General features: G+C 65.5%; 28 protein-coding genes and 1 riboswitch. Of the genes, 18 read left to right on the forward strand and 10 right to left on the reverse strand.

Annotated features, from left to right (window positions below):
- Window positions 1-14: 14 nt before the first annotated feature.
- A riboswitch (SAM-SAH riboswitch) is annotated at window positions 15-64 on the forward strand.
- A 5-nt stretch (window positions 65-69) separates the two neighbouring features.
- The 13 genes from metK (at window position 70) to trpB (ending at window position 11,538) form a co-directional block, all read left to right on the forward strand.
- A complete protein-coding gene (gene metK / locus QO034_RS12420; protein ID WP_284485859.1) occupies window positions 70-1,251 on the forward strand; it encodes a methionine adenosyltransferase in 1,182 nt (393 codons plus the stop codon).
- 14 nt (window positions 1,252-1,265) lie between these two features.
- A complete protein-coding gene (gene trmB / locus QO034_RS12425) occupies window positions 1,266-1,967 on the forward strand; it encodes a tRNA (guanine(46)-N(7))-methyltransferase TrmB (protein WP_284485860.1) in 702 nt (233 codons plus the stop codon).
- 121 nt (window positions 1,968-2,088) lie between these two features.
- Complete coding sequence (aroA, locus tag QO034_RS12430; protein WP_284485861.1) at window positions 2,089-3,441, forward strand: 3-phosphoshikimate 1-carboxyvinyltransferase; 1,353 nt, start codon at window positions 2,089-2,091, stop codon at window positions 3,439-3,441.
- A gap of 2 nt (window positions 3,442-3,443) precedes the next feature.
- Window positions 3,444-3,980 (forward strand): hypothetical protein, encoded by a 537-nt coding sequence (locus QO034_RS12435; RefSeq protein ID WP_284485862.1) that lies wholly within the window; start codon window positions 3,444-3,446, stop codon window positions 3,978-3,980.
- The gene (locus tag QO034_RS12440; RefSeq protein ID WP_284485863.1) at window positions 3,977-4,594 is read left to right on the forward strand and encodes a (d)CMP kinase; all 618 of its coding nucleotides are present in this window, start codon (window positions 3,977-3,979) and stop codon (window positions 4,592-4,594) included. The genes QO034_RS12435 and QO034_RS12440 overlap by 4 nt, the downstream gene beginning before the upstream one ends.
- A gap of 134 nt (window positions 4,595-4,728) precedes the next feature.
- The gene (locus QO034_RS12445; RefSeq protein ID WP_284485864.1) at window positions 4,729-5,022 is read left to right on the forward strand and encodes a hypothetical protein; all 294 of its coding nucleotides are present in this window, start codon (window positions 4,729-4,731) and stop codon (window positions 5,020-5,022) included.
- A gap of 220 nt (window positions 5,023-5,242) precedes the next feature.
- A complete protein-coding gene (rpsA, locus tag QO034_RS12450) occupies window positions 5,243-6,922 on the forward strand; it encodes a 30S ribosomal protein S1 (protein ID WP_284485865.1) in 1,680 nt (559 codons plus the stop codon).
- A 180-nt stretch (window positions 6,923-7,102) separates the two neighbouring features.
- A complete protein-coding gene (locus tag QO034_RS12455) occupies window positions 7,103-8,365 on the forward strand; it encodes a SulP family inorganic anion transporter (RefSeq protein ID WP_284485866.1) in 1,263 nt (420 codons plus the stop codon).
- A gap of 237 nt (window positions 8,366-8,602) precedes the next feature.
- Entirely contained in the window at window positions 8,603-8,884 is a 282-nt protein-coding gene (gene ihfB, locus QO034_RS12460) for an integration host factor subunit beta (protein WP_284485867.1), read from the forward strand.
- Between the two features lie 4 nt (window positions 8,885-8,888).
- Window positions 8,889-9,239 carry a LapA family protein gene (locus tag QO034_RS12465; RefSeq protein WP_284485868.1) on the forward strand — a complete coding sequence of 117 codons (351 nt, stop codon included), beginning with the start codon at window positions 8,889-8,891 and terminating at the stop codon, window positions 9,237-9,239.
- 7 nt (window positions 9,240-9,246) lie between these two features.
- The gene (locus QO034_RS12470; protein WP_284485869.1) at window positions 9,247-9,891 is read left to right on the forward strand and encodes a phosphoribosylanthranilate isomerase; all 645 of its coding nucleotides are present in this window, start codon (window positions 9,247-9,249) and stop codon (window positions 9,889-9,891) included.
- Between the two features lie 35 nt (window positions 9,892-9,926).
- A complete protein-coding gene (locus QO034_RS12475) occupies window positions 9,927-10,157 on the forward strand; it encodes an N-(5'-phosphoribosyl)anthranilate isomerase (protein WP_284485870.1) in 231 nt (76 codons plus the stop codon).
- Window positions 10,158-10,305: 148 nt separating this feature from the next.
- Complete coding sequence (gene trpB / locus QO034_RS12480) at window positions 10,306-11,538, forward strand: tryptophan synthase subunit beta (protein ID WP_284485871.1); 1,233 nt, start codon at window positions 10,306-10,308, stop codon at window positions 11,536-11,538.
- Window positions 11,539-11,815: 277 nt separating this feature from the next.
- Here the strand turns inward: trpB and QO034_RS12485 are convergent, their stop codons facing one another.
- The 5 genes from QO034_RS12485 to QO034_RS12505 all read right to left on the reverse strand — a co-directional run bounded on the left by QO034_RS12485 (window position 11,816) and on the right by QO034_RS12505 (window position 15,492).
- Complete coding sequence (locus tag QO034_RS12485; RefSeq protein ID WP_284485872.1) at window positions 11,816-12,193, reverse strand: DUF2237 family protein; 378 nt, start codon at window positions 12,191-12,193, stop codon at window positions 11,816-11,818.
- Window positions 12,194-12,204: 11 nt separating this feature from the next.
- On the reverse strand, window positions 12,205-13,368 hold the full coding sequence (locus QO034_RS12490) for a serine hydrolase domain-containing protein (RefSeq protein ID WP_284485932.1): 1,164 nt from the start codon (window positions 13,366-13,368) through the stop codon (window positions 12,205-12,207).
- A 150-nt stretch (window positions 13,369-13,518) separates the two neighbouring features.
- On the reverse strand, window positions 13,519-14,199 hold the full coding sequence (gene pth / locus QO034_RS12495) for an aminoacyl-tRNA hydrolase (RefSeq protein ID WP_284485873.1): 681 nt from the start codon (window positions 14,197-14,199) through the stop codon (window positions 13,519-13,521).
- Window positions 14,200-14,340: 141 nt separating this feature from the next.
- Window positions 14,341-14,988, reverse strand: a complete 648-nt coding sequence (locus QO034_RS12500; protein WP_284485874.1) for a 50S ribosomal protein L25/general stress protein Ctc — start codon at window positions 14,986-14,988, stop codon at window positions 14,341-14,343.
- A gap of 153 nt (window positions 14,989-15,141) precedes the next feature.
- Window positions 15,142-15,492 carry a hypothetical protein gene (locus QO034_RS12505; RefSeq protein ID WP_284485875.1) on the reverse strand — a complete coding sequence of 117 codons (351 nt, stop codon included), beginning with the start codon at window positions 15,490-15,492 and terminating at the stop codon, window positions 15,142-15,144.
- A gap of 98 nt (window positions 15,493-15,590) precedes the next feature.
- On the opposite strand from QO034_RS12505, the gene QO034_RS12510 reads away from it, so the two are divergent.
- The gene (locus tag QO034_RS12510; RefSeq protein ID WP_284485876.1) at window positions 15,591-16,505 is read left to right on the forward strand and encodes a LysR family transcriptional regulator; all 915 of its coding nucleotides are present in this window, start codon (window positions 15,591-15,593) and stop codon (window positions 16,503-16,505) included.
- 20 nt (window positions 16,506-16,525) lie between these two features.
- Here QO034_RS12510 and QO034_RS12515 read toward each other — a convergent pair whose 3' ends face one another.
- The 4 genes from QO034_RS12515 to rpsU form a co-directional block, all read right to left on the reverse strand.
- Entirely contained in the window at window positions 16,526-17,689 is a 1,164-nt protein-coding gene (locus tag QO034_RS12515; RefSeq protein WP_284485877.1) for an alpha-hydroxy acid oxidase, read from the reverse strand.
- Between the two features lie 77 nt (window positions 17,690-17,766).
- On the reverse strand, window positions 17,767-18,582 hold the full coding sequence (locus QO034_RS12520) for a 2-keto-4-pentenoate hydratase (RefSeq protein WP_284485878.1): 816 nt from the start codon (window positions 18,580-18,582) through the stop codon (window positions 17,767-17,769).
- Entirely contained in the window at window positions 18,579-19,370 is a 792-nt protein-coding gene (gene trpA / locus QO034_RS12525) for a tryptophan synthase subunit alpha (protein WP_284485879.1), read from the reverse strand. The genes QO034_RS12520 and trpA overlap by 4 nt, the downstream gene beginning before the upstream one ends.
- Window positions 19,371-19,563: 193 nt before the next feature.
- Window positions 19,564-19,770 (reverse strand): 30S ribosomal protein S21, encoded by a 207-nt coding sequence (rpsU, locus tag QO034_RS12530; RefSeq protein WP_007118112.1) that lies wholly within the window; start codon window positions 19,768-19,770, stop codon window positions 19,564-19,566.
- Between the two features lie 109 nt (window positions 19,771-19,879).
- On the opposite strand from rpsU, the gene QO034_RS12535 reads away from it, so the two are divergent.
- The 4 genes from QO034_RS12535 to QO034_RS12550 all read left to right on the forward strand — a co-directional run bounded on the left by QO034_RS12535 (window position 19,880) and on the right by QO034_RS12550 (window position 23,198).
- A complete protein-coding gene (locus QO034_RS12535) occupies window positions 19,880-20,572 on the forward strand; it encodes a COQ9 family protein (RefSeq protein WP_284485880.1) in 693 nt (230 codons plus the stop codon).
- A 100-nt stretch (window positions 20,573-20,672) separates the two neighbouring features.
- Complete coding sequence (locus QO034_RS12540; RefSeq protein WP_284485881.1) at window positions 20,673-21,656, forward strand: NAD(P)H-quinone oxidoreductase; 984 nt, start codon at window positions 20,673-20,675, stop codon at window positions 21,654-21,656.
- A gap of 29 nt (window positions 21,657-21,685) precedes the next feature.
- Complete coding sequence (locus QO034_RS12545) at window positions 21,686-22,660, forward strand: quinone oxidoreductase family protein (protein ID WP_284485882.1); 975 nt, start codon at window positions 21,686-21,688, stop codon at window positions 22,658-22,660.
- A 40-nt stretch (window positions 22,661-22,700) separates the two neighbouring features.
- Window positions 22,701-23,198, forward strand: a complete 498-nt coding sequence (locus tag QO034_RS12550; RefSeq protein WP_284485883.1) for a hypothetical protein — start codon at window positions 22,701-22,703, stop codon at window positions 23,196-23,198.
- Window position 23,199: 1 nt separating this feature from the next.
- Here QO034_RS12550 and QO034_RS12555 read toward each other — a convergent pair whose 3' ends face one another.
- Entirely contained in the window at window positions 23,200-23,811 is a 612-nt protein-coding gene (locus QO034_RS12555) for a ribonuclease T2 (protein ID WP_284485933.1), read from the reverse strand.
- Between the last annotated feature and the right edge of the window lie 47 nt (window positions 23,812-23,858).

Consider the following 23,858-nt stretch of genomic DNA (forward strand, 5'->3'; position numbering starts at 1 on the left):
CTTAACTCGGCTGGCACCTGTCACAACGGCTTCCTGACGTGGCGGGCTTAACCCCAATGGAGCACTTTCATGTCCCGTAACAATTATACCTTCACCTCGGAATCGGTTTCCGAGGGCCACCCCGACAAGGTCTGCGACCGGATTTCGGATGCGGTTCTGGACGCCTTCCTGTCCGAGGAGCCCGAGGCGCGCGTGGCCGCCGAGACCTTTGCAACCACCAACCGCGTGGTGATCGGGGGCGAGGTGGGTCTGTCCGATCCGGACAAGCTGCACGAATACATGGGGCGCATCGACGAGATCGCCCGCGCCTGCATCAGGGACATCGGATACGAGCAGGAGAAGTTTCACCACCAGACGGTCGAAGTCACCAACCTGCTGCATGAACAGTCCGCCCATATCGCGCAGGGCGTGAACGCGGCGGAGAACAAGGACGAGGGCGCCGGCGACCAGGGCATCATGTTCGGCTTCGCCACCAACGAGACGCCGGCGCTGATGCCCGCGCCGATCCAGTATTCCCACGCGATCCTGCGGCGGCTGGCCGATGTGCGCAAGGACGGCACCGAACCGGCGCTCGGACCCGACGCAAAGAGCCAGCTTTCGGTGGTGTATCGCGACGGAAAGCCGGTCGGTGTCAGTTCGGTCGTGCTGTCGACCCAGCATCTGGACCCGGATCTGACCAGCGACGACATCCGCGCCATCGTCGAACCCTATATCACCGAGGTTCTGCCCGACGGCTGGCTGACCGCGGCGACCGAATGGCATGTGAACCCGACCGGCAAGTTCGTGATCGGCGGTCCGGACGGCGATGCGGGCCTGACCGGGCGCAAGATCATCGTGGACACCTATGGCGGCGCGGCCCCGCATGGCGGCGGCGCGTTCTCGGGCAAGGATCCGACCAAGGTGGACCGCTCCGCCGCCTATGCGGCGCGCTATCTCGCCAAGAACATCGTCGCTGCGGGACTGGCCGACAGGGCGACGCTCCAGCTCAGCTATGCCATCGGCGTGTCCAAACCGCTGTCGATCTATGTCGACACCCACGGCACCGGGCAGGTCGAGGACGACCGGATCGAAACCGCGGTCGGCAAGGTGATGAACCTGACCCCGCGCGGCATCCGCGAACATCTGCAACTGAACAAGCCGATCTATCAGCGCACCGCGGCCTATGGCCATTTCGGACGCGAACCCGAGCACGACGGCGGCTTCAGCTGGGAGCGCACCGACCTGGTCGAGGCGCTGAAACAGGCCGTCTGACCGCCAACCGCGCCATGACACCCACCCGCCGACCGCACCGCAACTTCTATGGCCGCTTCAGGGGCAAGACCCTGAAGCAAAGCCAGAAGACCTATCTTGACGAGGATCTCGCGGCCTTGTCGCCCGGCGCGGTGGATTGGGATGTGAACCCCGACCGGGCGCCGCTGGATCTGAAAACGCGGTTCGGCGGCAGGCCGGTGTGGCTGGAGATCGGATTCGGCGGCGGCGAACATCTCGTGCACCAGGCGGCGGCGAATCCGCAGGTGGGGATCATCGGCGCGGAACCCTATATCAACGGCGTCGCGATGTTGCTGGGCAAGATCCGTCGCGCCGGGGTGGACAACCTGGCGGTCCATCCGGGCGATGCGCGCGACCTGATGGACGTGCTGCCGGAACAGTCGATCGACCGCGCCTTCCTGCTCTATCCCGACCCCTGGCCGAAGAAACGCCACCACCGCCGCCGGTTCGTGACCCCGGAACATCTGGCGCCGTTGCACCGGGCGATGAAACCCGGCGCGATCCTGCGCATCGCGACCGACATTCCCGACTACGTGCGCCAGACGCTGCAGGAGGTGCCGAGGGCCGGGTTCGACTGGCTGGCGGAGCGTCCCGCCGATTGGCGCAGGCCCTGGGACGACTGGATTTCGACCCGCTACGAACAGAAGGCGCTGCGCGAGGGCCGGGTGCCGCATTACCTGACGTTCCGCCGCCTGTAGCGGCGGATCGCGGGTCCGGCCGCATTGGTCCGCGGCGGGTTCCGGCCCGGACACGCCGGCTGTGGACCCCGCCTGGACCTTGCGCTAAAGCGGGTGCGGGTGATTTTCAGAAAGGCGCAAAATGTCTGCTCACGGTTCTCCCGTTCCGATGATGTCGGCCCCCTGCGGGCCTCTTTCCGGCGTGGCGGAGGTGCCCGGCGACAAGTCGATTTCGCACCGCTCGCTGATCCTGGGCGCGCTGACGGTCGGGGAGACACGGATTTCCGGGCTTCTGGAGGGCGAGGACGTTCTGGACACCGCCAGGGCCATGCGCGCCTTCGGGGCCGAGGTGACGGACGAGGGCGGCGGCAACTGGAGCGTGCACGGCGTCGGAGTCGGCGGCTTTGCGGAACCGGACCGGGTGATCGACTGCGGCAATTCCGGCACCGGCGTGCGGCTGATCATGGGGGCAATGGCAACCAGCCCGATCAGCGCGACCTTCACCGGCGACGCCAGCCTGAACAAGCGCCCGATGGCGCGGGTCACGGACCCGCTGGCGCTGTTCGGGGCGCAGGCCGTGGGCCGGTCCGGCGGGCGGCTGCCGATGACCATCGTCGGCGCGGAAGACCCGGTGCCGGTGCGCTACACCGTGCCGGTGCCGTCGGCACAGGTGAAATCCGCGGTGCTGCTCGCCGGGCTGAACGCGCCGGGCCGGACCGTCGTCATCGAACAGGAACCGACCCGCGATCACACGGAACGGATGCTCGCCGGGTTCGGGGCCGAGATCACGACCGAGGACACGGAGGAGGGCCGGGTCATCACCCTGACCGGGCAGCCGGAACTGGTGCCGCAGGTCATCGCGGTACCGCGCGATCCGTCCAGCGCCGCCTTTCCGGTCTGCGCGGCGCTGATCGTGCCGGGTTCGGATGTGCTGGTGCCGGGGATCGGGCTCAACCCGACCCGCGCCGGCCTGTTCGCCACCCTGCGCGAGATGGGCGCGGACCTGGCCTTCGAGAACGAGCGCGAAGAGGGCGGCGAGCCCGTGGCCGACCTGCGAGTCCGGTATTCGCCTGACATGCGCGGCATCGACGTGCCGCCGGAACGCGCCGCCAGCATGATCGACGAGTACCCGGTGCTGTCGGTGGTCGCGGCCTTTGCCCACGGCGTGACCATGATGCGCGGCGTGCGCGAGTTGCGGGTCAAGGAAAGCGACCGGATCGCGGCGATGGCGGACGGGCTGCGCGCCAACGGCATTGCCGTCGAAGAGGGCGAGGACTGGTGGTCGGTGACAGGCAACGGCCCCGGCAGCGTGACCGGCGGCGCCACATGCGCCAGCCACCTGGACCACCGGATCGCCATGTCCTTCATGGTTCTGGGCATGGCGGCGCAGCAGCCGGTGACGGTGGATGACGGCACGCCGATCGCCACGTCCTTTCCGGTGTTCGAACCCCTGATGGGCCGGCTCGGCGCGGCCCTGTCCCACCCGGACGGCTGACCATGCGGCGGCTGCATCTTGTCCTTCTGGGCCTGATCGCGCTGGCCGCTCTCAGCTTCGCGGCGCAGTGGCTCTGGACGATCCCGGCGATCCGGGCGGGATCCAACGATCCGGCGCTGATGGATTTCAAGAGCAGCGACGCCGCGGTCGAACAGGTGCAGGGCTATCTGGTGACGATGACGCAGGATGCGCGCGGCACCTATCTGTCTGCGCAGCGGGCGCTGGACACCGTGTTCCCGGTGGCGTTGGCGGGGGCGCTGGCCCTGTCCACGATCCTGATCTGGCGGCCGCGCGTCGGGCGCCTGGCGCTGGTGGCGGCGCTGGTGCCGCTGGTCTATCTTTACACGGACCTGCTGGAAAACGCGCTGGTGGCGGGGCTGCTGCGGTCGACCGATCCCGGCGCGACCGAGATCGAAACGGCGCTGCTCTATACCAAGGTGAAGTTCCAGCTTCTGGCGGTATCGGGGCTGATCGTGGCGCTCGGCCTGCTGTCGGTGGCCGTGCGCTGGAGCGCCGACAGGATCAGGAGCGCCGGATGAGCTTTGTCGTCGCCATCGACGGGCCCGCCGCGGCGGGCAAGGGCACGATCAGCAGGGCGGTCGCGGCGCATTTCGGGTTCGAGCACCTGGACACCGGGCTGCTGTACCGGGCGGTCGGGGCGCGGGTGCTGGCCGGGGGCGACCCGGTGGAGTGCGCCCGCGGCCTGTCCGCGGCCGACCTGGAGGCGGAGAACCTGCGCAGCGCCGAAGTCGCGCAGGCGGCGAGCAGGGTGGCCGCGCTGGCCGGGGTCCGGGCGGCGCTGGTCGATTTCCAGCGCGGATTCGCGCGGGGCGCCAAGGGCGCGGTGCTGGACGGGCGCGACATCGGAACGGTGATCTGCCCCGGCGCCGATGTGAAGCTGTTCGTCACCGCCAGCCCCGAAGTGCGGGCCTGCCGCCGGTTCGAGGAACAGAAGTCGGCCGGGTCCGGGGACAGCTATGACCGGGTGCTGGCGGATGTGAAGGCGCGGGACGCGCGCGACATGAATCGCGCGGATGCGCCCCTGAAACCGGCGGCGGACGCCATCACGATCGACACCTCCGACCTGAGCGTCGCGCAGGCCGTCGCCAGGGCGATCGGGGTCATCGCGGCGCGGCGCGGCCAACGGGTCTGAGCCGTCAAGGTCAGGAATACCGCAGTCCGGAATTCCACACTGACGTTCTCGTCAACCGCTTGCTAGCGTCTGTCGCATCGGCGCGGACCTGATCCGGGCCGGACCGCGCAGGTTTCACGCAAGGAGCATTTCAGATGGACAGTTTCGTTTTCAGAACCCCCAGCAACACCGCCGGATACATGAAGATCGACGATATCGCCGGCGAAAGCCAGTACGATCCGGCGCTGTCCCTGGACGGGGTGGACGGGACCGTGGCGATCTGGGGAACCAACGGGACCGCCTATGAGGGAATGCACGTGGACCCGGTGATTCCCGGCAATACCGACGGGCTGGACGCCCTGACGATGCCGCGTGTTCTCGGCCATATTGATCCCATGGACGGGTTCGAGGATCCGCTGTTGGGTTTCGAGGACCCGCTGTTTGGCTGACGCGGACGCCGCGCGTTCATTGCCCCTTGCGAACAGGGGCGCAGTCGACTATACGCCGCGATGTCAAAGCGGCAGTCCAGATCGCAGACATCACGAGCAGGGCCGGGGAATTCCGCGGCCCTTCGCTTATTCTGGGCCGGTGTGAAGACCAACTTGAACCCGAAAGACCGGCGGAGACAACCGCGCGGCCGGAAAAATGTGAAAAGGAAACGACTAATACATGTCCGCTAACGCATCCATGGAGGAATTCGAAGCCCTCCTGAACGAAAGCTTCGAAATGGACACGCCCGAGGAAGGGTCCGTTGTCAAAGGCAAGGTCATCGCGATCGAAGCGGGACAGGCCATCATCGACGTCGGCTACAAGATGGAAGGCCGTGTCGATCTGAAAGAATTCGCAAACCCCGGTGAAGCTCCCGAAATCGCCCCCGGCGACGAGGTCGAAGTGTTCCTGCGCCAGGTCGAGAACGCGCGCGGCGAAGCCGTGATTTCGCGCGAGATGGCCCGCCGCGAGGAAGCCTGGGATCGTCTGGAGAAAGCCTATGCCGAGGAAGAGCGCGTCGAAGGCGCGATCTTTGGCCGGGTCAAGGGCGGGTTCACCGTCGATCTGGGCGGCGCCGTCGCCTTCCTGCCCGGTTCGCAGGTGGATGTGCGCCCGGTGCGCGACGCCGGCCCGCTGATGGGTCTGAAGCAGCCGTTCCAGATCCTCAAGATGGACCGCCGCCGCGGCAACATCGTTGTCAGCCGCCGCGCGATCCTCGAAGAATCCCGCGCCGAACAGCGTGCCGAGGTCATCGGCAACCTGACCGAAGGCCAGGCCGTGGACGGCGTGGTCAAGAACATCACCGAATACGGCGCCTTCGTCGATCTGGGCGGTGTCGACGGTCTGCTGCATGTCACCGACATGGCGTGGCGCCGGGTCAACCACCCGTCCGAGATCCTGTCGATCGGCGAGACCGTCAAGGTTCAGGTCATCAAGATCAACAAGGACACCCACCGCATCAGCCTCGGCATGAAGCAGCTTCAGGAAGATCCGTGGGATCTGGTCGCCGCCAAGTATCCGCTGGAATCGGTGCACACCGGCCGCGTCACCAACATCACCGATTACGGTGCGTTCGTGGAGCTGGAACCCGGCGTCGAGGGCCTCGTGCACGTGTCCGAGATGTCCTGGACCAAGAAGAACGTTCATCCGGGCAAGATCGTGTCGACCTCCCAGGAAGTCGAAGTCATGGTGCTGGAAATCGACAGCGCCAAGCGCCGGGTGTCGCTCGGTCTCAAGCAGACGATGCGCAACCCGTGGGAAGTGTTCTCCGAAACCCATCCCGAGGGCACCGAGGTCGAGGGCGAGGTCAAGAACATCACCGAATTCGGCCTGTTCGTCGGTCTGGACGGCGATATCGACGGCATGGTCCACCTGTCCGATCTGTCCTGGGACGAGCGCGGCGAAGATGCGATCCAGAACTACCGCAAGGGCGACGTGGTTCAGGCGGTCGTGTCCGAAGTCGATGTCGAGAAGGAGCGCATCAGCCTGTCGATCAAGGCGCTTGGCGGCGACAAGTTCGCCGAGGCGGTTGGCGGCGTGAAGCGCGGTTCGGTCATCACCGTCGCCGTGACGGCGATCGAGGATGGCGGCATCGAAGTGGAATATGAAGGCATGAAATCCTTCATCCGCCGCTCCGACCTGTCCCGCGACCGTTCCGAACAGCGTCCGGAACGCTTCAGCGTCGGCGACAAGGTCGATGTGCGCGTGACCAACGTGGACAGCAAGACCCGCCGTCTGGGCCTGTCGATCAAGGCGCGCGAGATCGCCGAGGAAAAGGAAGCCGTCGAACAGTATGGCTCCTCGGATTCCGGCGCGTCGCTGGGCGACATCCTGGGTGCGGCGCTGAAGGGCAACGAGTAACCCCGGATCCGCGACCGGAAGCAAGACATTGGCCTCGCCTTCGGGCGGGGCCTTTTCGTTTGCGGCGGACGGCCCGCAGCCCCTATTGCCCTTGTGCGGAGCGACCGGACGCACCGGAGGGATCGGGAATGGCGCCGATTTCCTCTTTGCATTTCGGCGGCTGCGGATAGGGTGCGGGTCATGACGCCCATCCTGCTGACGACATTGCGGACCTATGACCGCCAGACGTTCCTGGCCGACCTTCTGGCCGGGCTCACGGTGGCGATGGTCGCGCTGCCGCTGAGCCTGGCGATTGCCATCGCATCCGGCGCCGATCCGGCCACGGGGCTGGTGACGGCGATTGTCGGCGGCTTCCTGATTTCGCTTCTGGGCGGCAGCCGGGTCCAGATCGGCGGGCCGACGGGGGCATTCATCGTCGTCGTCTTCGCCGTCATCGCCGACTACGGGTATGACGGGCTGGTGCTCGCGACACTGATGGCGGGGGTGATCCTTCTGGTCGCGGGCCTGCTGCGCGCCGGGCGGCTGATCCGGCTGGTGCCCGAGCCGGTGATCGACGGTTTCACCATCGGCATCGCGATCATCATCGCGACCAGCCAGATCGGGGACCTGTTCGGGATGTCGCTGGCCGAAGTGCCTGCGGAGTTCTTCGGCAAGCTGGCGGTTCTCTGGGAGGCGCGGTCCACCTTCAGCCTGCCTGCCTTGGCCATCGGGCTGGCGACGATCGGGCTTGTCACGCTGCTCAGGCGGGGCTTTCCGAGGTTTCCCGGTCTCATCGTCGCGGTCGGGCTGACCTCTGTTCTGTGCGCCATCGCCGGTTGGCCGGTCGATACGATCCAGTCCCGGTTCGGGGAACTGCCGCGCACATTGCCGGTGCCGTCCTTTCCGCCGATCACGATGGGCCGCATCGCGGAACTGCTGCCCTCGGCCTTTGTCATCGCCTTTCTGGCCGGGATCGAATCGCTGCTGTCGGCGATGGTCGCGGACAGGATGGCCGGAGGACGCCACCGGCCCGATGCCGAACTGATCGCGCAGGGCGCGGCCAATCTCGGATCGGCGCTGTTTGCCGGACTTCCGGCGACGGGCGCCATTGCCCGGACAGCAACCAACGTGCGGGCCGGTGGCAGGACGCCTGTCGCCGGCCTGATCCACGCGGCGGCGATCCTCGTCTTCATGGTCGTCGCGGCGCCGCTGGCGGGCGGTCTGGCAATGCCGGCGCTGGCGGGGCTGCTGATCCTGACGGCCTGGAACATGAGCGAGCCGCACAAATGGCGCGGATACCTGAAGAACCGCCGGTCGGACCGGTTCCTGCTGATCCTGACGCTGGTCCTGACGGTGGTCGCCGATCTCACCGTGGCCATCGGCGTCGGGGTCGCGGTCGGCCTGGCCATGCGGTTGCAGCGCCGCGATGTTCCGGCGGCGGACTGGGACAAGCCAAGGCGGTGAAACGGACCTTTCGGGGGCTGCCCCTGAACCGCCGGACTGTCCGAATCATGCTGGCGCCGCCGCCGCCCCAAGCGGCGATCCCCGCTTCCGCCGCGGCGGGCCTCGGCGGAATTTCCGGGCAAGTCCGTGTTTTTTTTGTTTTTCTCTAAATAGTTCTGGTTCCAGAGTCGCGCGTTTCGTCCTATAGTCAGGTGTCGGCACGGAATGCGCGGGTGTGCTCTGGGAGGGAGCGTCCTTATGATAAGATCGGAATTGATTCAAAAAATTGCAGATGAAAATCCGCATCTCTACCAGCGTGATGTGGAACGGATCGTGAATACGGTTTTCGAAGAAGTCACGGAAGCGATGGCGCGGGGCGACCGGGTCGAACTGCGCGGGTTCGGCGCGTTTTCGGTCAAGAAGCGCGACGCGCGCATCGGTCGCAATCCGCGCACTGGGGAAACCGTGCATGTTGAGGAAAAACATGTCCCGTTTTTCAAGACAGGAAAACTGCTGCGGGACCGGCTGAACGGAAAGTAGACCGATGCGATACATTCGCTACGCATTCCTCGGATCGCTGGGCGTCATCCTGATTTCGATGTCGCTCGCGAACCGGGATTTCGTGACCCTGAAACTGATGCCGGACGCCCTGGCCGAGATGCTGGGATTCAACGCCGGCATGTCGCTGCCGCTTTTCGTGGTGGTGCTGGGCGGGATCGTCGCCGGCCTGGTGATCGGGTTCTTCTGGGAATGGATGCGCGAATACAAGCATCGGCGCGAAGCGACGGTGAAAGCCCGCGAAGTGCGCAAGCTGGAACGTGAAGTTGGCAAGCTGAAGACCGAGAAGCACGAGGGCAAGGACGAGGTTCTGGCGATCCTGGAAGAGGCCGGCTGACCCCGCCATGCCCGAAGGCGTCCATGTCAAGATCTGCGGTCTGACCTCGCAGGAGGCGGTTGCGGCGGCGGTCGCCGCCGGAGTCCGCTATGTGGGATTCGTTTTCTTCCCCAGATCGCCCCGTCATCTCGAACTTTCCGTCGCCGCGGACCTCGCCGTATCGGTGCCCGAAGGGATCTGCAAGGTGGCGCTGACGGTGGATGCGGATGACACGGCGCTGGACCGGCTGATCGAAGCCGTGCCGCTGGACATGCTGCAACTGCATGGCCGGGAAAGCCCCGATCGCGTGGCCGGCGTCCGGGCGCGATACGGCCTGCCGGTGATGAAGGCGGTGGGGGTCGCCGATGAAGCCGACCTGCCGGGACTGGGGGAATACCTGCGTGTCACGGACCAGGTTCTGGTCGATGCGAAACCGCCCAGGAACTCCGAACTGCCCGGAGGCAATGGGCTGGCCTTCGACTGGCGGCTGATCGCGGGACGGCGCTGGCCGGTGCCATGGATGCTGGCGGGGGGGCTGACGCCGGGGAATGTGGCGGAGGCCATCGCCATGACCGGTGCGCAGCAGGTCGATGTGTCGTCGGGCGTGGAAAGCGCGCCGGGAGTCAAGGATGCAGGTCTGATCCGCGCCTTCGCCGCCGCCGCCCGCGCTTAACGCAGTCTTAACCGGTTTTCCGGCAAGACCGTGAGATGGCGACACTACCTGGACATCTGACCCCCGAAGCCTGGTTGGCACAGATCTTCAGCTCGGCTGAGGCACGGCGCGGCGGGGTTGTCAAACGTCAGGTGCGCGACGTCGAGCGTCTTGTGGGCCGGGCGATGTTCCTCAACGAGATCAACCGGCTCGGATACCAGGCGGTCGAGAACGGTCGTCATTTCGTCATCTTTTGCAATAGCCAGCCAGTGCGTCGTTTGCGCTGAAAGGGCTTTCGAAAGCCCTTTCTCAAGACGCTTGAAGCGTCTTGTTACGCGGGTTGCAACCCGCGTTGCCAAGGCATTTCGAAATGCCTTGGCTTGCTCTCGACCGTCGCGCGTTCTAGGACAGGAGAAACCCATCGAAAGGTGCGCAATGGCCAACGATCTCTTTAACTCCTTCATGACCGGCCCCGATGAAAACGGGCGGTTCGGCAAGTTCGGCGGGCGGTTCGTCAGCGAAACGCTGATGCCGCTAATCCTGAGCCTCGAAGAGGAATACGAGAAAGCCAAGACCGATGACAGTTTCTGGGCCGAGATGAACGACCTCTGGACCCATTATGTCGGTCGCCCGAGCCCACTTTATTTCGCGGAGCGCCTGACGACCCATCTGGGTGGCGCGAAAATCTATCTCAAGCGGGACGAACTGAACCACACCGGCGCGCACAAGATCAACAACGTACTCGGCCAGATCATCCTAGCGCGGCGCATGGGCAAGACCCGCATCATCGCCGAAACCGGCGCCGGGCAGCACGGGGTCGCCACCGCCACGGTCTGCGCCAAGTTCGGGCTGAAATGCGTGGTCTACATGGGCGCACATGATGTGGAGCGGCAGAAACCCAACGTGTTCCGGATGCGCCTTCTCGGTGCCGAAGTGATCCCCGTCACCTCTGGGCGCGGCACATTGAAGGACGCGATGAACGACGCGCTGCGCGACTGGGTCACCAATGTGCGCGACACTTTCTACTGCATCGGCACCGTCGCCGGGCCGCACCCCTATCCGGCGATGGTGCGCGATTTCCAGAGCATCATAGGCAAGGAAGCCAAGGAACAGATGCAGGCGACCGAGGGTCGTTTGCCCGATACGCTGGTCGCCGCCATCGGCGGCGGATCTAACGCCATGGGCCTGTTCTTTCCCTTCCTCGACGATCCGTCCGTCAACATCATCGGCGTCGAGGCCGGCGGCAAGGGCGTGAACGAGAAGATGGAGCATTGCGCCTCGCTTACCGGCGGCCGCCCCGGCGTACTGCACGGCAACCGGACGTATCTCCTGCAGGACGAGGACGGGCAGATTCTCGAAGGATTTTCGATTTCCGCCGGGCTCGACTATCCGGGCATCGGGCCGGAACATTCCTGGCTGCACGATATCGGACGCGCGCAATATGTCAGCATCACCGATGCCGAGGCGCTGGAAGCGTTCCAGCTCTGTTGTCTCCAGGAAGGCATCATCCCGGCGCTGGAGCCCAGCCACGCGTTGGCGCATGTGATGAAGATCGCCCCGGAACTGCCCCGGGATCACCTGATCTGCATGAACATGTGCGGGCGCGGCGACAAGGACATCTTCACCGTCGCCAAGGCGCTCGGCTTCGGGATGGAGGAAAAGGACTGACTTCGGGCGTCCCACCCCAAGCCGGCGCGTGATCGCGGCGCCCTCCCCGCCACAATCTTGTGGCGGGGAGGGCCGACTTCGCTCCGGCCGGTCCTCAGCCTCGCGCGGCTTCTTGGCGGCGCGCAGACGCCCGAAGATACCGTCCGCCGGATCCATGTCTTGCTGACGCAGCCGGGGCCGAACGGGCTGAGCAACCCGGCTGCGGTCAGCGGCGGGCTGAGCGTTCCGCGCGGCCGTCAGGTTGATCGCAGCCGATGCGGCAAGACCAGGGTCTGCTTCAGCCCGTAGGCAGCGCGTGGCTTTGCAGCACCGACAGCGGCACGATGTCCAGCGCCCGTTTGTGGGTCGCGGCCAGGTTGACCCGGGGCGCGCAGCCTTCGTCATGCGCCTGAAGGAAGCGTGCTGCGCAGAGGCACCAGTGATCGCCCGCCTTCAGACCAGGGAAATTGAACTCCGGCCGGGGCGTGGACAGGTCGTTGCCGACATATTTCGAGTACGCCAGGAATTCGGCCGTCATCACCGCGCAGACCGTGTGGCTGCCGTGATCGGCCTTGCAGGTGTTGCAATGCCCGTCGCGGAAGAACCCCGTCACCGGGTCGCCGGAACAGGAGGCCAGCGCCGCGCCCAGAACGTTCACACTGTCTACCGGTTCCATCGCCATCTCTCCTACAGGCCGTCCGCGATCCGGCGGAACATCTCCACATTGGCGTCGTTCACGCCGGGGTCGCGGAAATTCCGGTCGGCCCCGGTGGTCGCGATGACGACGCCCCTAGCCTGATCAATATAGAGATATTGCCCGTAGATGCCACGCCCCATGAATTCGCCGTCATGGGCGCCCTTGGGAATCCACCACTGGTAGCCATAGCCGATCTTGCCTTGTGCGGTCGGCGCGCTCGGCGCGGTCGAAGCCGCGATCCAGTCGGCGGGCACCACCTGTCTGCCGCCATATTGTCCGTTCTGCAGGATCATCTGTCCGAAGCGGGCATAGTCCCGCGTCGTCAGGTTCAGCCCGCCGAGGACAAAGGCGGTGCCGGTGCCGTCGGTCAGGTAATAGCCGTCGTATTCCTGTCCAAGCGGGGCGATGATCTTCTCGGACAGCAACTCGGCCACGCCGCGCCCGGTTGCGCCCCGGATCACCATGCCGATCACATGGGTATCGATGGACACGTATTGCCACTGTTCGCCGGGAAGGGCGAAGGTTTCGGAAAAGCTGGCGGCGAAGTCGTCCAGCGTTCCACCCAGGGCCACCACCCGGCCCATGCGGTTGATGTCGGACCCCTTGTCCATGTAATCCTCGTCGAACACCACGCCGCTCGCCATGTTCAGCACGTTGCGGATGCTCGCCCCGTCATAGGCGGTTCCTGTCAGTTTCGGCGCGTATTTCGTCACCGGATCGTCCAGCGACGCGATCGCGCCTTCGTCGAGCAGAACCCCGAACAGGGCGGACAGGTAGCTCTTGGCGATCGACCAGGATATGCGGCGATCGTCGGGCGCGGTGCCAAGGAAATATTCCTCGTACCGGATCTCGCCATCCTTCATCACGAGGAGCGAGGTCACGCTGCGGTCGCTGATCCACTGCGCGGTTCCGTCCGGCAGCGCGGTTTCCGGCCCATAGGCCAGTTCGCTTGTCGCCAGCGGTCCGCGCGGAACGGGTGCGGTCAGGAACGCCTGGTCCATGTGCGAGAAGTTCTGCACGATATTGTCTGCGGAAAAGAGCGAATTCACCGCCATCAGGCGGGTCAGTTCATCGCGTTTCCAGACGCCGGCGACGATGGCGGCCAACAGGAGTGCGGCAAGTATCCGCCCGAGCCATTTTCCAAAGGTGCGCAACGGGATCATCCTTTCCGTCCGGTGTCAGAAACAGGGTTCGGTTCCGCTATGCAATGCAAACGGCGGGGCATCAAGAGGGGCATTGGCGTCCATGAAGGCCGGCCCGGTGCCGAACCGGGGGCAGCGTCGAACCGGTCGGGCGGCGCGGCGCTACCTGAACCGTTCGACCAGCCGTTGAAGCGCCGACCGCGTGTCGGCTTCCGGCTCCGGGGGGGCGGGTTCGGGGTCCGCAGTCCGGGCCTTGGGGCCAGTCGATGAACGCGGCGGCGCCGTGCGCAGGGCCACCGCGTTCATGAACCGGCCGGGGTCGCCTTCGGCAAGGTCGGCCGCGCCCTCGGAAATGCCGCGCAGCAGATCGTCGAGCCAGTCGCGATCGGCCTTGGAAAAATCGTGCAGCACATAGTGGGAGACCAGATCCTTGCGGCCCGGATGCCCGATCCCCAGTCGCACGCGGCCATAGTTTTCACCGATATGGGCATGAAGCGAACGCAACCCGTTGTGGCCCGCATGGCCGCCGCCTGTCTTCACACGGGTCTTTCCCGGCGCGAGATCCAGTTCGTCATGCAGCACGATCACATCGTCCGGTTCCAGCTTGTAGAACCGCATGGCTTCGCCGACCGATTGCCCGGAATTGTTCATGAAGGTTTCGGGCTTGAGCAGCAGAACCTTTTCCCGCCCCAGCCGGCCTTCGGCGACCTGTCCCTGGAACCTGGCCTTCCAGGGGCCAAAGCCGTGGTCGGCGGCGATCCGGTCGACGGCCATGAACCCGATGTTATGTCGGTTTCCCGCATATTTCGGGCCCGGATTTCCCAGTCCGACGATCAGTTTCATGGCGCATCCTATCCCGTTTGACAGTCCGTGTGATGCCTTGAAACGCGCCTTGAATCCAGCCCCGGATGGGGGTGGACGCCCGGAGCAAGAAAAAACGGGGCCGCAGAGGACCCCGTTTCGGATGGACCGCTTGTGGCGGTATCAGTTTTCCGCGTTGGTCGCTTCGGCTTCGCCGGCGGCGACCTCTTCGGCATCCTCTGCGCTCCCGGCGGACCGCAGGCCCGAAGGTGCTGAGACGTTGGCGATGACGAAGTCACGGTCGATGGTCGGCTTGGCCCCTTCGGGAAGCTTGACCGACGAAATCGTGATGCTGTCGCCGATGTTCATTTCGGACACGTCGATGGTGATGTGATCGGGGATATCGCCCGCGGTCACGACCAGTTCCACCTCGGGACGGACGAGCGTCAGGACGCCGCCCTTCTTCAGGCCCGGAGACACGTCCTGACCAACCACGTCCACGTGAATGAACAGGCTGATCTTGGTGGTGCGCCGCAGGCGCATCAGGTCCAGGTGCGTCGGCAGGTCCTTGACCACGTCGCGCTGCACGTCGCGGCAGATGACGCGGACGTCGTCATGCCCGTCGACCTTCAGGTTGAACAGGGTCGACTTGAACCGGCCGTCGCGCAGGCGCTTCAGCAGGGTGTTGAACGGGATGTTGATCGGCAGCGGGTCCGTGTCGCCGCCAAAAACGATTCCGGGAACCATGCCGTCGCGGCGTGCCTGACGAGCGGCGCCCTTGCCTGTCCCCGTCCGTTCCTCGGCGTGAAGATCTGGGATCTCTCCGGCCATTGTATTTCTCCAAGTGTTAGGGCAGGGATCCTCCAAGGCTGTATCCCCGCGTGAAGCCGCGCATATAGACCGGATGCGGGCGCTTGAAAAGGGCAAAACCGCCGCTTCCCCGACAGCCCGCCGGGGCCGGATGGTGCTGTCCCGGCCTGGCGTCTAGCCCAGGGAGTCCTGCGCGCCGGCCTCGTCCGTCACCTGCACCATGTCGCCGCTGCGGACAATGCTGAACCGTGCCTCCGGCGCGCCGGGCAGCGTGATGCGGGCGCGTTCGCCATCGGACAGTTGCAGCACCAGCCGGGCAGGGTCGCGGGGGGCGTCGGCATCGGTGTAGAAGGCGACGATCTCGAAATCGTCGCCCGTGGTCTCGGTGTAATAGACCGACAGGGCGGTGCCGCTGGATTGCAGCGAGGCGCCGGCCAGCGGCTCGCTGACGGTGGCGGTTTCTGCCATCGCGGCCGGGGCGGCGAGGGCAAGGGTCAGGAGGGTGGCGGCGGCTGTACGGAACATGATGGCTCTCCGAAATGAAGTTGCGGTTTGATGAAGCTCATATCGGGTCGGCAAGGTAATAATGGAAATCGATCTTCATTATGGTTATCATAACCCATATGGATTTAAGGCGCGCCGATCTCGGTCTCCTCGTGTCGCTGGACAGGCTGCTCGCCCGGCGCAGCGTCACCGCCGCCGCCCGCGATCTCGGACTCAGCCAGCCGGCGCTGTCGGCGCAGCTGGCCCGGCTCAGGGATCTGTTCGGCGACGAGCTTCTGGTGGGCAATGCCCATGGCATGACCCCGACCGCCCGCGCCGAGGCGCTGCGCGCGCCCCTGCACGAGGCGTTGCAGGCGCTGGATGCGCTGATCGCGGGCCGGTCCGAATATGATCCGATGACCGATGACCGCGCCTTCCGCATCGCCGGTGCCGACCTGGCGCATGGGCTGGTCCTGCCGCTGCTGCTGCGCGGCCTGCCGGAGGTTGCCGCCGCTGCCTCGCTGGTGGCGCTGCCGCTGCCCGACGATCCCGCCGCCGCACTGGAAAGCGGTGCCGTCGATCTGATCGCCGCCGGGCCCAACGTGGTGCCGCAGGCGCTGCCCTCGCGCCGGCTGTTCGAAAGCGGCTACCGGGTGATCTGGCGCGACGATCATCCGCGGATCGGAACCGGGCTGTCGCTGGCGGAGTTCTGTGCCGAGGATCACATCGCGGTCTCGGTCGGCGACCGGTTCGTGCCGCCGATGATCGATGCCGACCTGCGCCGGAAAGGCTCGTCCCGGCGTATCGTCGCCACCGTCACCGAATTCCTCGTCGTGCCGGCGATGATCCGCAATTCCGACTGCCTGGCCGTGGTGCCCGAACCGCTGACCCGGCTGCAAAGCGCCGGGCTGCGCTGCGCCCCGGCGCCGATGCCGGTGCCCGCCCTGTCCCTGCATCTGGTCTGGCATCGGCGAATGAAGGACGACCCGGCACATGCCTGGATGCGCAGCTACATCGTGGCCCGTTGCCGGGAATTCGCCCGGACAACCGGCTGAGTCCCGCCCCGGACCGCGCCTCAGGCCCAGCGGCCGGCGAAATCCTCGGGGATCAGCAGGTGGTCGCGGGTCAGCTTCTTCACGTCGGTGACGCCGCAGAGTCCCATCGACAGGTCCAGTTCCTTGTGGATCACCTCCAGCGCCCTGGTCACGCCGTCCTCGCCCATCGCGCCGAGCCCGTAGATATAGGCGCGCCCGATATAGGTGCCCCTGGCACCCATCGCCAGCGCCTTCAGAACGTCCTGGCCCGACCGGATGCCGCTGTCCAGATGCACCTCGATCTTGTCGCCCACCGCCTCGACGATCTCCTCCAGCACCCGGATCGAGCTCAGCGCACCGTCGAGCTGCCGTCCGCCGTGGTTGGACACGATGATCGCGTCGGCCCCCACGTTCAGCGCTTCGCGCGCGTCGCGCACGTCGAGGATACCCTTGATGATCAGCGGCCCCTCCCACATCTTGCGGAATTCGCGGATGCGGTCCCAGTCCAGCGCCTGGTCGAAGGATTCATTGGTCCAGTTGCCCAGCGAGGACGGGTCCTTCACCCCCTTGGCATGGCCGACGATATTGCCGAAGAACCGCCGCTTGGTGCCCAGCATGCCCAGGCCCCATTGCACCTTGGTCATCATGTTGGCGACCGACTTGACGGTCAGCTTGGGCGGGGCGGACAGGCCGTTCTTCAGATCCTTGTGGCGCTGGCCGAGAAGTTGCAGATCGACCGTGATGACGGCGGCCGAACACTTGGCCGCCTTGGCCCGGTCGAACAGCCGCTGCATGAAATCGTCGTCCTTCAGCGTGTAGACCTGAAGCCAGAACGGTTTGCTCGTGTGCTCCGCCACGTCCTCGATCGAACAGATCGACATGGTGGACAGTGTATAGGGCACGCCGAATTTCTCGGCCGCCCGTGCCGCCTTGATCTCGCCGTCGGCGCATTGCATGCCCGTCAGCCCGACCGGGGCCAGCGCGACGGGCATCGTCACGTCCTGCCCGATCATCCGGCTGGCGGTGCTGCGCCCGGTCATGTCGATGGCGACCCGCTGGCGCAGGCGAATGTCGGCGAAATCGCTGCTGTTGTCGCGAAAGGTCTGCTCGGTCCAGCTGCCGCTTTCGGCATAGTCATAGAACATCCGCGGCACGCGCCGCTCGTAGATGCGTTTCAGATCGTCGATATTGGTGATAACGGGCATGGCTCGGGTCTTTCCGGATTATGACCCCGGCACACTGCCAATTCGGAACCGAAGGCGCAACATGGCAGTTGCCGCAATCAGGCGTGGGCAAACGTCACGGACAGGCCGGACAAGGGAATGCCTTCGATCCGGGTGGACCAGGTTTGGCCGGGGGCGATGGGGGCGGCATCGGTGAGAGTGCCGGTGGTCACGACTTCGCCGGGATCGATCGGCGCGGCATCTGGCGTCCGGGCGATTTCGGTCAGAAGGTATCGCAGCGCCTGCAAGGGACCGTCCAGGACATCGGCGCCTTTCCCGGTCAGGGTCGTCTTTGGCCCGTCAAGGGTGATCGAAAGATCCGACAATGGAGCGCCGCCATCGGACAGCAGCGGCGCCGGATCGCGGAACGGGCCGAGCAGCAGCCCGGCGTGCATTCCAAAGGCGGCGGCGGTGTCCGGGGCGCGGAATGTCCAGCCGGGGTAGAGCGAAAACACCAGTTCGAAGCCGTGGGCCACGCCGTCGATGCAACCGGCAAGGTCTGCGTCGGTCATCGCCGCCGACGGAGACCGCGCAAAGCGGAAGGCGATTTCCGGTTCGATTCGAAGCTCCGGCAGGGCGGGCAGGGCGACAGACCCGCTATCCGCCGGCGGGAACCGCACTCCGTCACGATAGATCCAGCCCCAAATGGGAGCCGCGACGTTGTAGATGTCCCAGATCGTCCTGTTGGTGAAGCCGATCTTGCGGCCCGCGGGCGTTTCGCCCCGCGCCAGCCGCAGCCGGTGAATCCGGGCCGCGATGTCATAGGCTCCTGCCATCGTCAGGTCCGGGGTGACATTGGTCAGCGGATCGATCTGCCGTCCCGCGTCGAAAGCGGCCAACAGGCGTTGCGCCACCTCGTCCGCGTCGGGTGTCATGCGGAATGGGCACCATCCGCGAGCGATTTCACAAAGCCCAGAATCTCGTCGACCGGCTTGCCCGCGGCGATCTGGCCGACGATGGCGGATCCGACCACCGCGCCATCGGCGACGCCGGCGATGGCGCGGGATTTTTCCGGCGTGTTGATGCCGAAGCCGACGATGATCGGCAGGTCGGTCCGCGCCTTGATCCGCGCGACTTCCGGGGCGACGTCGGCCGCGTCGGCCTCGGCAGCGCCGGTGATGCCGGTGATCGAGACGTAGTAGACGAAACCGGAGGTGTTGGTCAGCACCTTGGGCAGGCGCTTGTCGTCCGTCGTCGGGGTGGCGAGGCGTATGAAGTTCAGCCCCGCCGCCTGGGCCGGAATGCAGAGTTCGGCATCTTCCTCGGGCGGCAGGTCGACCACGATCAGCCCGTCGATCCCGGCGGCCTTCGCCTCTTCCAGGAACCGGTCCACGCCCCGGCTGTAGATCGGGTTGTAATAGCCCATCAGGACGATCGGGGTGGTGTCGTCGGTGTCGCGGAAGGCGCGGGCCAGTTCCAGCGTTCGCGCCAGGGTCATGCCGGCATCGAGGGCGCGCTGCCCGGCCAGCTGGATCGTCGGCCCGTCCGCCATCGGGTCGGTGAAGGGCAGGCCGAGTTCGATGATGTCCACACCGGCACCGGGCAATCCCTTGACCACGGCAAGCGAGGTTTCGAAATCCGGGTCCCCCGCCATGACATAGGAAACGAAGGCTTTCCTGCCTTGCGCTTTCAGCGCGGCGAATTTGGCGTCGATACGGGTCATGCTCGGGTTTCCTTCTGGCTTCGCACTGCCATGCCAAAACCGCCGGTGGAAATCAATGCACGTCATGCAGGGCCGGTATCGTCGCCACCGGGTTTCCGGGCGCACGATCGCCCGGCAGGGGCGGAAACGAAAAACCCCCGAAGCCAGGCTGCGGGGGTCGTCGATTTTCGTGTCAGAAAACACCTGGAATGACTTACATCATCCCTTCGCGCTGCGCTTTCTTCCGAGCCAGCTTGCGGGCACGCCGAATCGCTTCGGCCTTCTCGCGCGCTTTTTTCTCGGACGGCTTCTCGAAATGCTGCTTGAGCTTCATTTCGCGGAATACGCCTTCACGCTGCAGTTTTTTCTTCAGGGCGCGAAGCGCCTGATCGACATTGTTGTCGCGAACACTAACCTGCATGTGGTTTTCACCACCTTTCTAAGTTGAGTTGCAAGGATTTGCAGGAAGTGGCCGTATAGCAAAGCCAAACCAACTTGTCTAGTATCGGCTCCAGACAGAGGAGAGCGCCATGACCTTGCCAATTGACGACGCCCGCGAGCGGCTTCTGGATGCGGCGGTGATGCATGTGCCGTTCGATGGCTGGTCGGATGCAACGATCGCGGCCGCGGCGGCGGATGCGGGGATCGACATGGACTTGGCGCGGTCGATCTGTCCGCGCGGCGCCATCGATCTGGCGCTGGCCTTTCACGACCGCGGCGACCGGGCGATGCTGGAGCGGCTGAAATCCGAAGACCTGAGCGGGCTGAAATTCCGCGAAAAGATTGCGGCGGCGGTGCGTTTCCGTCTTCAGGCGGTGGAGGACAAGGAACTGGTGCGGCGCGGCACGACGCTTTTCGCCCTGCCGCATCACGCGGCCGATGGGGCAAGGGCGATCTGGACGACCTGCGACCTGATCTGGGAGGCGCTTGGCGACACGTCCGACGACGTGAACTGGTACACGAAACGGGCCACCCTGTCCGGGGTCTATTCGTCGACGGTTCTTTACTGGCTGGGCGACACCAGTCCCGATCACGCGGCGACCTGGGCGTTTCTGGATCGCCGGATCGACAATGTGATGCAGATCGAGACACTGAAAGCGAAGGTGCGCGACAACCCGGTGCTGAAGCCGCTGCTGGCGGGGCCGAACTGGCTGTTGGGTCATGTCAGGGCGCCGACGAAAACCCCGGACATCGACCTGCCGGGGATGATGAAGCGGCGCTGACCGGGCCGTAACCTGCGGACCGCACGCGGTTGCCGGCATCGGGGTTTCATTTCCGGTGCGGATGGGGCTACGGTGCCCGAAAAGGGGAGCGGTTCATTCCATGACACAGACGATGCGCGCCGTAGAAATCACCACACCGGGCGGACCGGAGGTCCTGCAGGTCGTGGAACGCCCGCGGCCCGAACCCACCCACGGGCAGGTGGTGCTCCGGGTCGCCTATGCCGGGGTCAACCGGCCGGATGCCTTGCAGCGGGCCGGGGCCTACGATCCGCCGCCGGGGGCGAGCGATCTGCCGGGGCTTGAGGCATCGGGCGAAGTCGTCGCCCTTGGCGCGGGCGTTACAGAACTGTCCGTGGGCGACCGGGTCTGTGCGCTGCTGCCCGGCGGCGGCTATGCGGACTATGTCGCGACGCCGGCCGCCCATTGCCTGCCAGTGCCGGAATCGCTGGACATGAAACAGGCGGCCTGCCTGCCGGAAACCTGTTTCACCGTGTTTTCCAACGTGTTCACCCGCGGCGGCCTGCGGGCGGGCGAACGGTTCCTGGTGCATGGCGGTTCCAGCGGCATCGGCACCACGGCGATCCAGCTGGCCAATGCCTTTGGCGCGCGGGTCTTCGTGACCGCCGGATCGGACGACAAGTGCCGCGCCTGCGTCGAGCTTGGGGCCGAACGCGCGATCAACTACAGGACCGAGGATTTCGTGCAGGTCATGCAGGCCGAAGGCGGAGCCGACCTGATCCTGGACATGGTGGGGGGAGACTACATTCCCCGCAACGTCCGGGCGCTGGATCTTGACGGGCGGCTGGTGCAGATCGCGTTCCTGCAAGGTCCGGAGGTGAAGCTGAACTTTGCCCAGATGATGGCGAAACGCCTGACCCTGACCGGCAGCACCCTGCGCCCGCAAAGCGATCTGGCCAAGGCCCGGATCGCGCAGGATCTGCGCGAAGCCGTCTGGCCGCTGATCGAGGCGGGGCGATTCGCGCCGGTGATGGACAGCGAATTCGACCTGGCGGATGCGGCGGCGGCCCATGCGCGGATGGAAAGCAGCGGACATATCGGCAAGATCGTCCTGAAAGTCGCCTGAACGGCATATAGATCAACGGAGTGAGCGACATGGCCAGAACCGTCATCATCGAACAGCCCGGCGGGCCGGAGAACCTGAAACTCGTCGATCGTCCGGTGGGGGCGCCCGGACCGGGCGAGGTGCGGATCGAACATCGGGTCTGCGGTCTGAACTTCATCGACGTCTACCAGCGCACCGGGCTCTATCCGATGCAGATGCCCCAGGCGCTTGGCATGGAGGCCGCCGGCGTGATCGCGGAGGTCGGAGAAGGCGTGACCCATCTGAAACCCGGCGACCGCGCCGCCTATGCCGCGACCCCGCCCGGCGCCTATGCCGAGGAACGGGTGATGCCCGCGGCGCAGGTCTGCCCGCTGCCGGAGGGGATTGCCTTCGATGAGGCTGCCGCGATGATGCTGAAGGGCATGACGGTGCAATACCTGTTCCATCGGACCACGCCGCTGAAAAAGGGCGATACGGTGCTGTTTCACGCCGCAGCCGGCGGGGTGGGATTGATCGCCTGCCAATGGGCCAGGTCCGAAGGGATAACCCTGATCGGCACCGCGGGCTCCGACGAAAAATGCCAACTGGCGCTGGATCACGGCGCCAGCCGCTGCATCAATTACCGCAACCAGGACTGGGTCGCGCAGGTGCGGGATCTGACCGGCGGCAAGGGCGTCGATGTGGTGATGGACGCGGTCGGGGCGGATACGTTCAACGGGTCGCTGGACAGCCTGAAGCCGCTGGGCATGATGATTTCCTTCGGCAATGCATCCGGGCCGGTGCCGCCATTCAACATCGGCATCCTGGGGCAGAAGGGATCGCTGAAGATCACCCGCCCGACGCTGTTCACCCATATTGCCGATCACGCCGCCTGCCAGGAGATGGCGCGGCACCTGTTCGGCAAGGTCGAGGCCGGAGACGTCAGGATCCGGATCGATCAGCGGTTCCCGCTTGAGGACGTGGCCGACGCGCACCGCGCGCTGGAGGCCCGCAAGACCACCGGATCGACGGTTCTGGAAGTGTGACCGCCGCAAGCCCACCCTTTCGCCACAAGGAGATCGTGCGATGAAAGCCATTTCGACCCTCGCAACCGTCATGGCCCTGCTGTTGGCGGCGGGCACCGCATCGGCGCAGGCTCTGATCGACAAGGGCTTTGTCGCCGGCTGGCATGTGATGGTGGACCCGTCCTTCGGCAACGGTTGCCTGATCCAGACCACCTATCAGGATCTGTCGGTGGTGCGCATCGGCTATGACGCAACCGCGAACCGGGGCTATTTCGTCGTGTTCAACAAGGCCTGGGGAAACATCGAGAAAGGCCAGACCTATCCGATCCGGTTCGACCTGGATGGCGAACGGTTCGATGAAACTTCCACCGGCCTGTATCTCGACAAGATCCCCGGCCTCGGCGTGTTCTTTCAGGATCGCGAATTCATCCACGCAATTGCCCAGCGGCGGCACATGATCGTCTATGCGGAAGACGGACGGGAAGTGATGGCGATCGACCTGAAGGGATCCGCCAAGGCGCTGGATTACGCGCGGCAATGCCAGGACGCGCAGGGCTGATCTAGCGGATCGGGGCGAAAACCGCGTCTTTCAGTCCGCAGTCAAGCGCCACGTCGCGACCGCATGGGACCGGCGCCAGATCCCGCGAGAGGCACAGGCGCGCCTCCTGGATGTGGCTGTCCTTGCAGGTCACGGTGATCATCTCCGGGCGCAGGCCGGGGTTCGCCTTGACGAAGGCCTCTTCGATGAGCGAGGCGGGCAGGGTGACGGTCCTGTCGAGCTTGCGAAAGACCTCGGGCCGCGCGACGCTTGCATAGGCGCGGCGCGACAGGGCGAAATAATCCGCTGCCGACAGGCCCGAACAGGTGCCGTGTTTTTTCCATTGGTGCCAAGCGAGTCCGGACGTGCCCATGATGTCGGCCATGGCGTCGGTCATCGCCCGGCTGGGCGGCCGTTCGACGGTGTGGCAGTTGGACGGATAGCCGCGATGATACTGCGGCCAAAGCCCATGCAAGATCCAGCCGTGATCGTGGCGCGCGTCGCACTGGTCGGACCCCCGCGCGTCGCCGGTGATGGCGCACCAGTTCGGAGACCAGCTCAGGCTGAGCACGAAATAATCGAACTGGCCGGGTCTGCCGGACTGCGCGACGGCGGGTCCGGCGGCAAGAAGCATCAGCAGGATCGGGATCAGGCGGTGCATTGGGGGCTTTCCTTATCGGT

This window comes from Sedimentitalea xiamensis, from assembly GCF_030164465.1.
Lineage (GTDB): Bacteria > Pseudomonadota > Alphaproteobacteria > Rhodobacterales > Rhodobacteraceae > Sedimentitalea > Sedimentitalea xiamensis.

Excerpts from the sequence above, each read along its gene's own strand:
- metK (WP_284485859.1), top strand. The coding sequence starts at position 70 with ATGTCCCGTAACAATTATACCTTCACCTCGGAATCGGTTTCCGAGGGC.
- trmB (WP_284485860.1), top strand. The coding sequence starts at position 1,266 with ATGACACCCACCCGCCGACCGCACCGCAACTTCTATGGCCGCTTCAGG.
- aroA (WP_284485861.1), top strand. The coding sequence starts at position 2,089 with ATGTCTGCTCACGGTTCTCCCGTTCCGATGATGTCGGCCCCCTGCGGG.
- QO034_RS12435 (WP_284485862.1), top strand. The coding sequence starts at position 3,444 with ATGCGGCGGCTGCATCTTGTCCTTCTGGGCCTGATCGCGCTGGCCGCT.
- QO034_RS12440 (WP_284485863.1), top strand. The coding sequence starts at position 3,977 with ATGAGCTTTGTCGTCGCCATCGACGGGCCCGCCGCGGCGGGCAAGGGC.
- QO034_RS12445 (WP_284485864.1), top strand. The coding sequence starts at position 4,729 with ATGGACAGTTTCGTTTTCAGAACCCCCAGCAACACCGCCGGATACATG.
- rpsA (WP_284485865.1), top strand. The coding sequence starts at position 5,243 with ATGTCCGCTAACGCATCCATGGAGGAATTCGAAGCCCTCCTGAACGAA.
- QO034_RS12455 (WP_284485866.1), top strand. The coding sequence starts at position 7,103 with ATGACGCCCATCCTGCTGACGACATTGCGGACCTATGACCGCCAGACG.
- ihfB (WP_284485867.1), top strand. The coding sequence starts at position 8,603 with ATGATAAGATCGGAATTGATTCAAAAAATTGCAGATGAAAATCCGCAT.
- QO034_RS12465 (WP_284485868.1), top strand. The coding sequence starts at position 8,889 with ATGCGATACATTCGCTACGCATTCCTCGGATCGCTGGGCGTCATCCTG.
- QO034_RS12470 (WP_284485869.1), top strand. The coding sequence starts at position 9,247 with ATGCCCGAAGGCGTCCATGTCAAGATCTGCGGTCTGACCTCGCAGGAG.
- QO034_RS12475 (WP_284485870.1), top strand. The coding sequence starts at position 9,927 with ATGGCGACACTACCTGGACATCTGACCCCCGAAGCCTGGTTGGCACAG.
- trpB (WP_284485871.1), top strand. The coding sequence starts at position 10,306 with ATGGCCAACGATCTCTTTAACTCCTTCATGACCGGCCCCGATGAAAAC.
- QO034_RS12485 (WP_284485872.1), bottom strand. The coding sequence starts at position 12,193 with ATGGAACCGGTAGACAGTGTGAACGTTCTGGGCGCGGCGCTGGCCTCC.
- pth (WP_284485873.1), bottom strand. The coding sequence starts at position 14,199 with ATGAAACTGATCGTCGGACTGGGAAATCCGGGCCCGAAATATGCGGGA.
- QO034_RS12500 (WP_284485874.1), bottom strand. The coding sequence starts at position 14,988 with ATGGCCGGAGAGATCCCAGATCTTCACGCCGAGGAACGGACGGGGACA.
- QO034_RS12505 (WP_284485875.1), bottom strand. The coding sequence starts at position 15,492 with ATGTTCCGTACAGCCGCCGCCACCCTCCTGACCCTTGCCCTCGCCGCC.
- QO034_RS12510 (WP_284485876.1), top strand. The coding sequence starts at position 15,591 with ATGGATTTAAGGCGCGCCGATCTCGGTCTCCTCGTGTCGCTGGACAGG.
- QO034_RS12515 (WP_284485877.1), bottom strand. The coding sequence starts at position 17,689 with ATGCCCGTTATCACCAATATCGACGATCTGAAACGCATCTACGAGCGG.
- QO034_RS12520 (WP_284485878.1), bottom strand. The coding sequence starts at position 18,582 with ATGACACCCGACGCGGACGAGGTGGCGCAACGCCTGTTGGCCGCTTTC.
- trpA (WP_284485879.1), bottom strand. The coding sequence starts at position 19,370 with ATGACCCGTATCGACGCCAAATTCGCCGCGCTGAAAGCGCAAGGCAGG.
- rpsU (WP_007118112.1), bottom strand. The coding sequence starts at position 19,770 with ATGCAGGTTAGTGTTCGCGACAACAATGTCGATCAGGCGCTTCGCGCC.
- QO034_RS12535 (WP_284485880.1), top strand. The coding sequence starts at position 19,880 with ATGACCTTGCCAATTGACGACGCCCGCGAGCGGCTTCTGGATGCGGCG.
- QO034_RS12540 (WP_284485881.1), top strand. The coding sequence starts at position 20,673 with ATGACACAGACGATGCGCGCCGTAGAAATCACCACACCGGGCGGACCG.
- QO034_RS12545 (WP_284485882.1), top strand. The coding sequence starts at position 21,686 with ATGGCCAGAACCGTCATCATCGAACAGCCCGGCGGGCCGGAGAACCTG.
- QO034_RS12550 (WP_284485883.1), top strand. The coding sequence starts at position 22,701 with ATGAAAGCCATTTCGACCCTCGCAACCGTCATGGCCCTGCTGTTGGCG.
- QO034_RS12555 (WP_284485933.1), bottom strand. The coding sequence starts at position 23,811 with ATGCTTCTTGCCGCCGGACCCGCCGTCGCGCAGTCCGGCAGACCCGGC.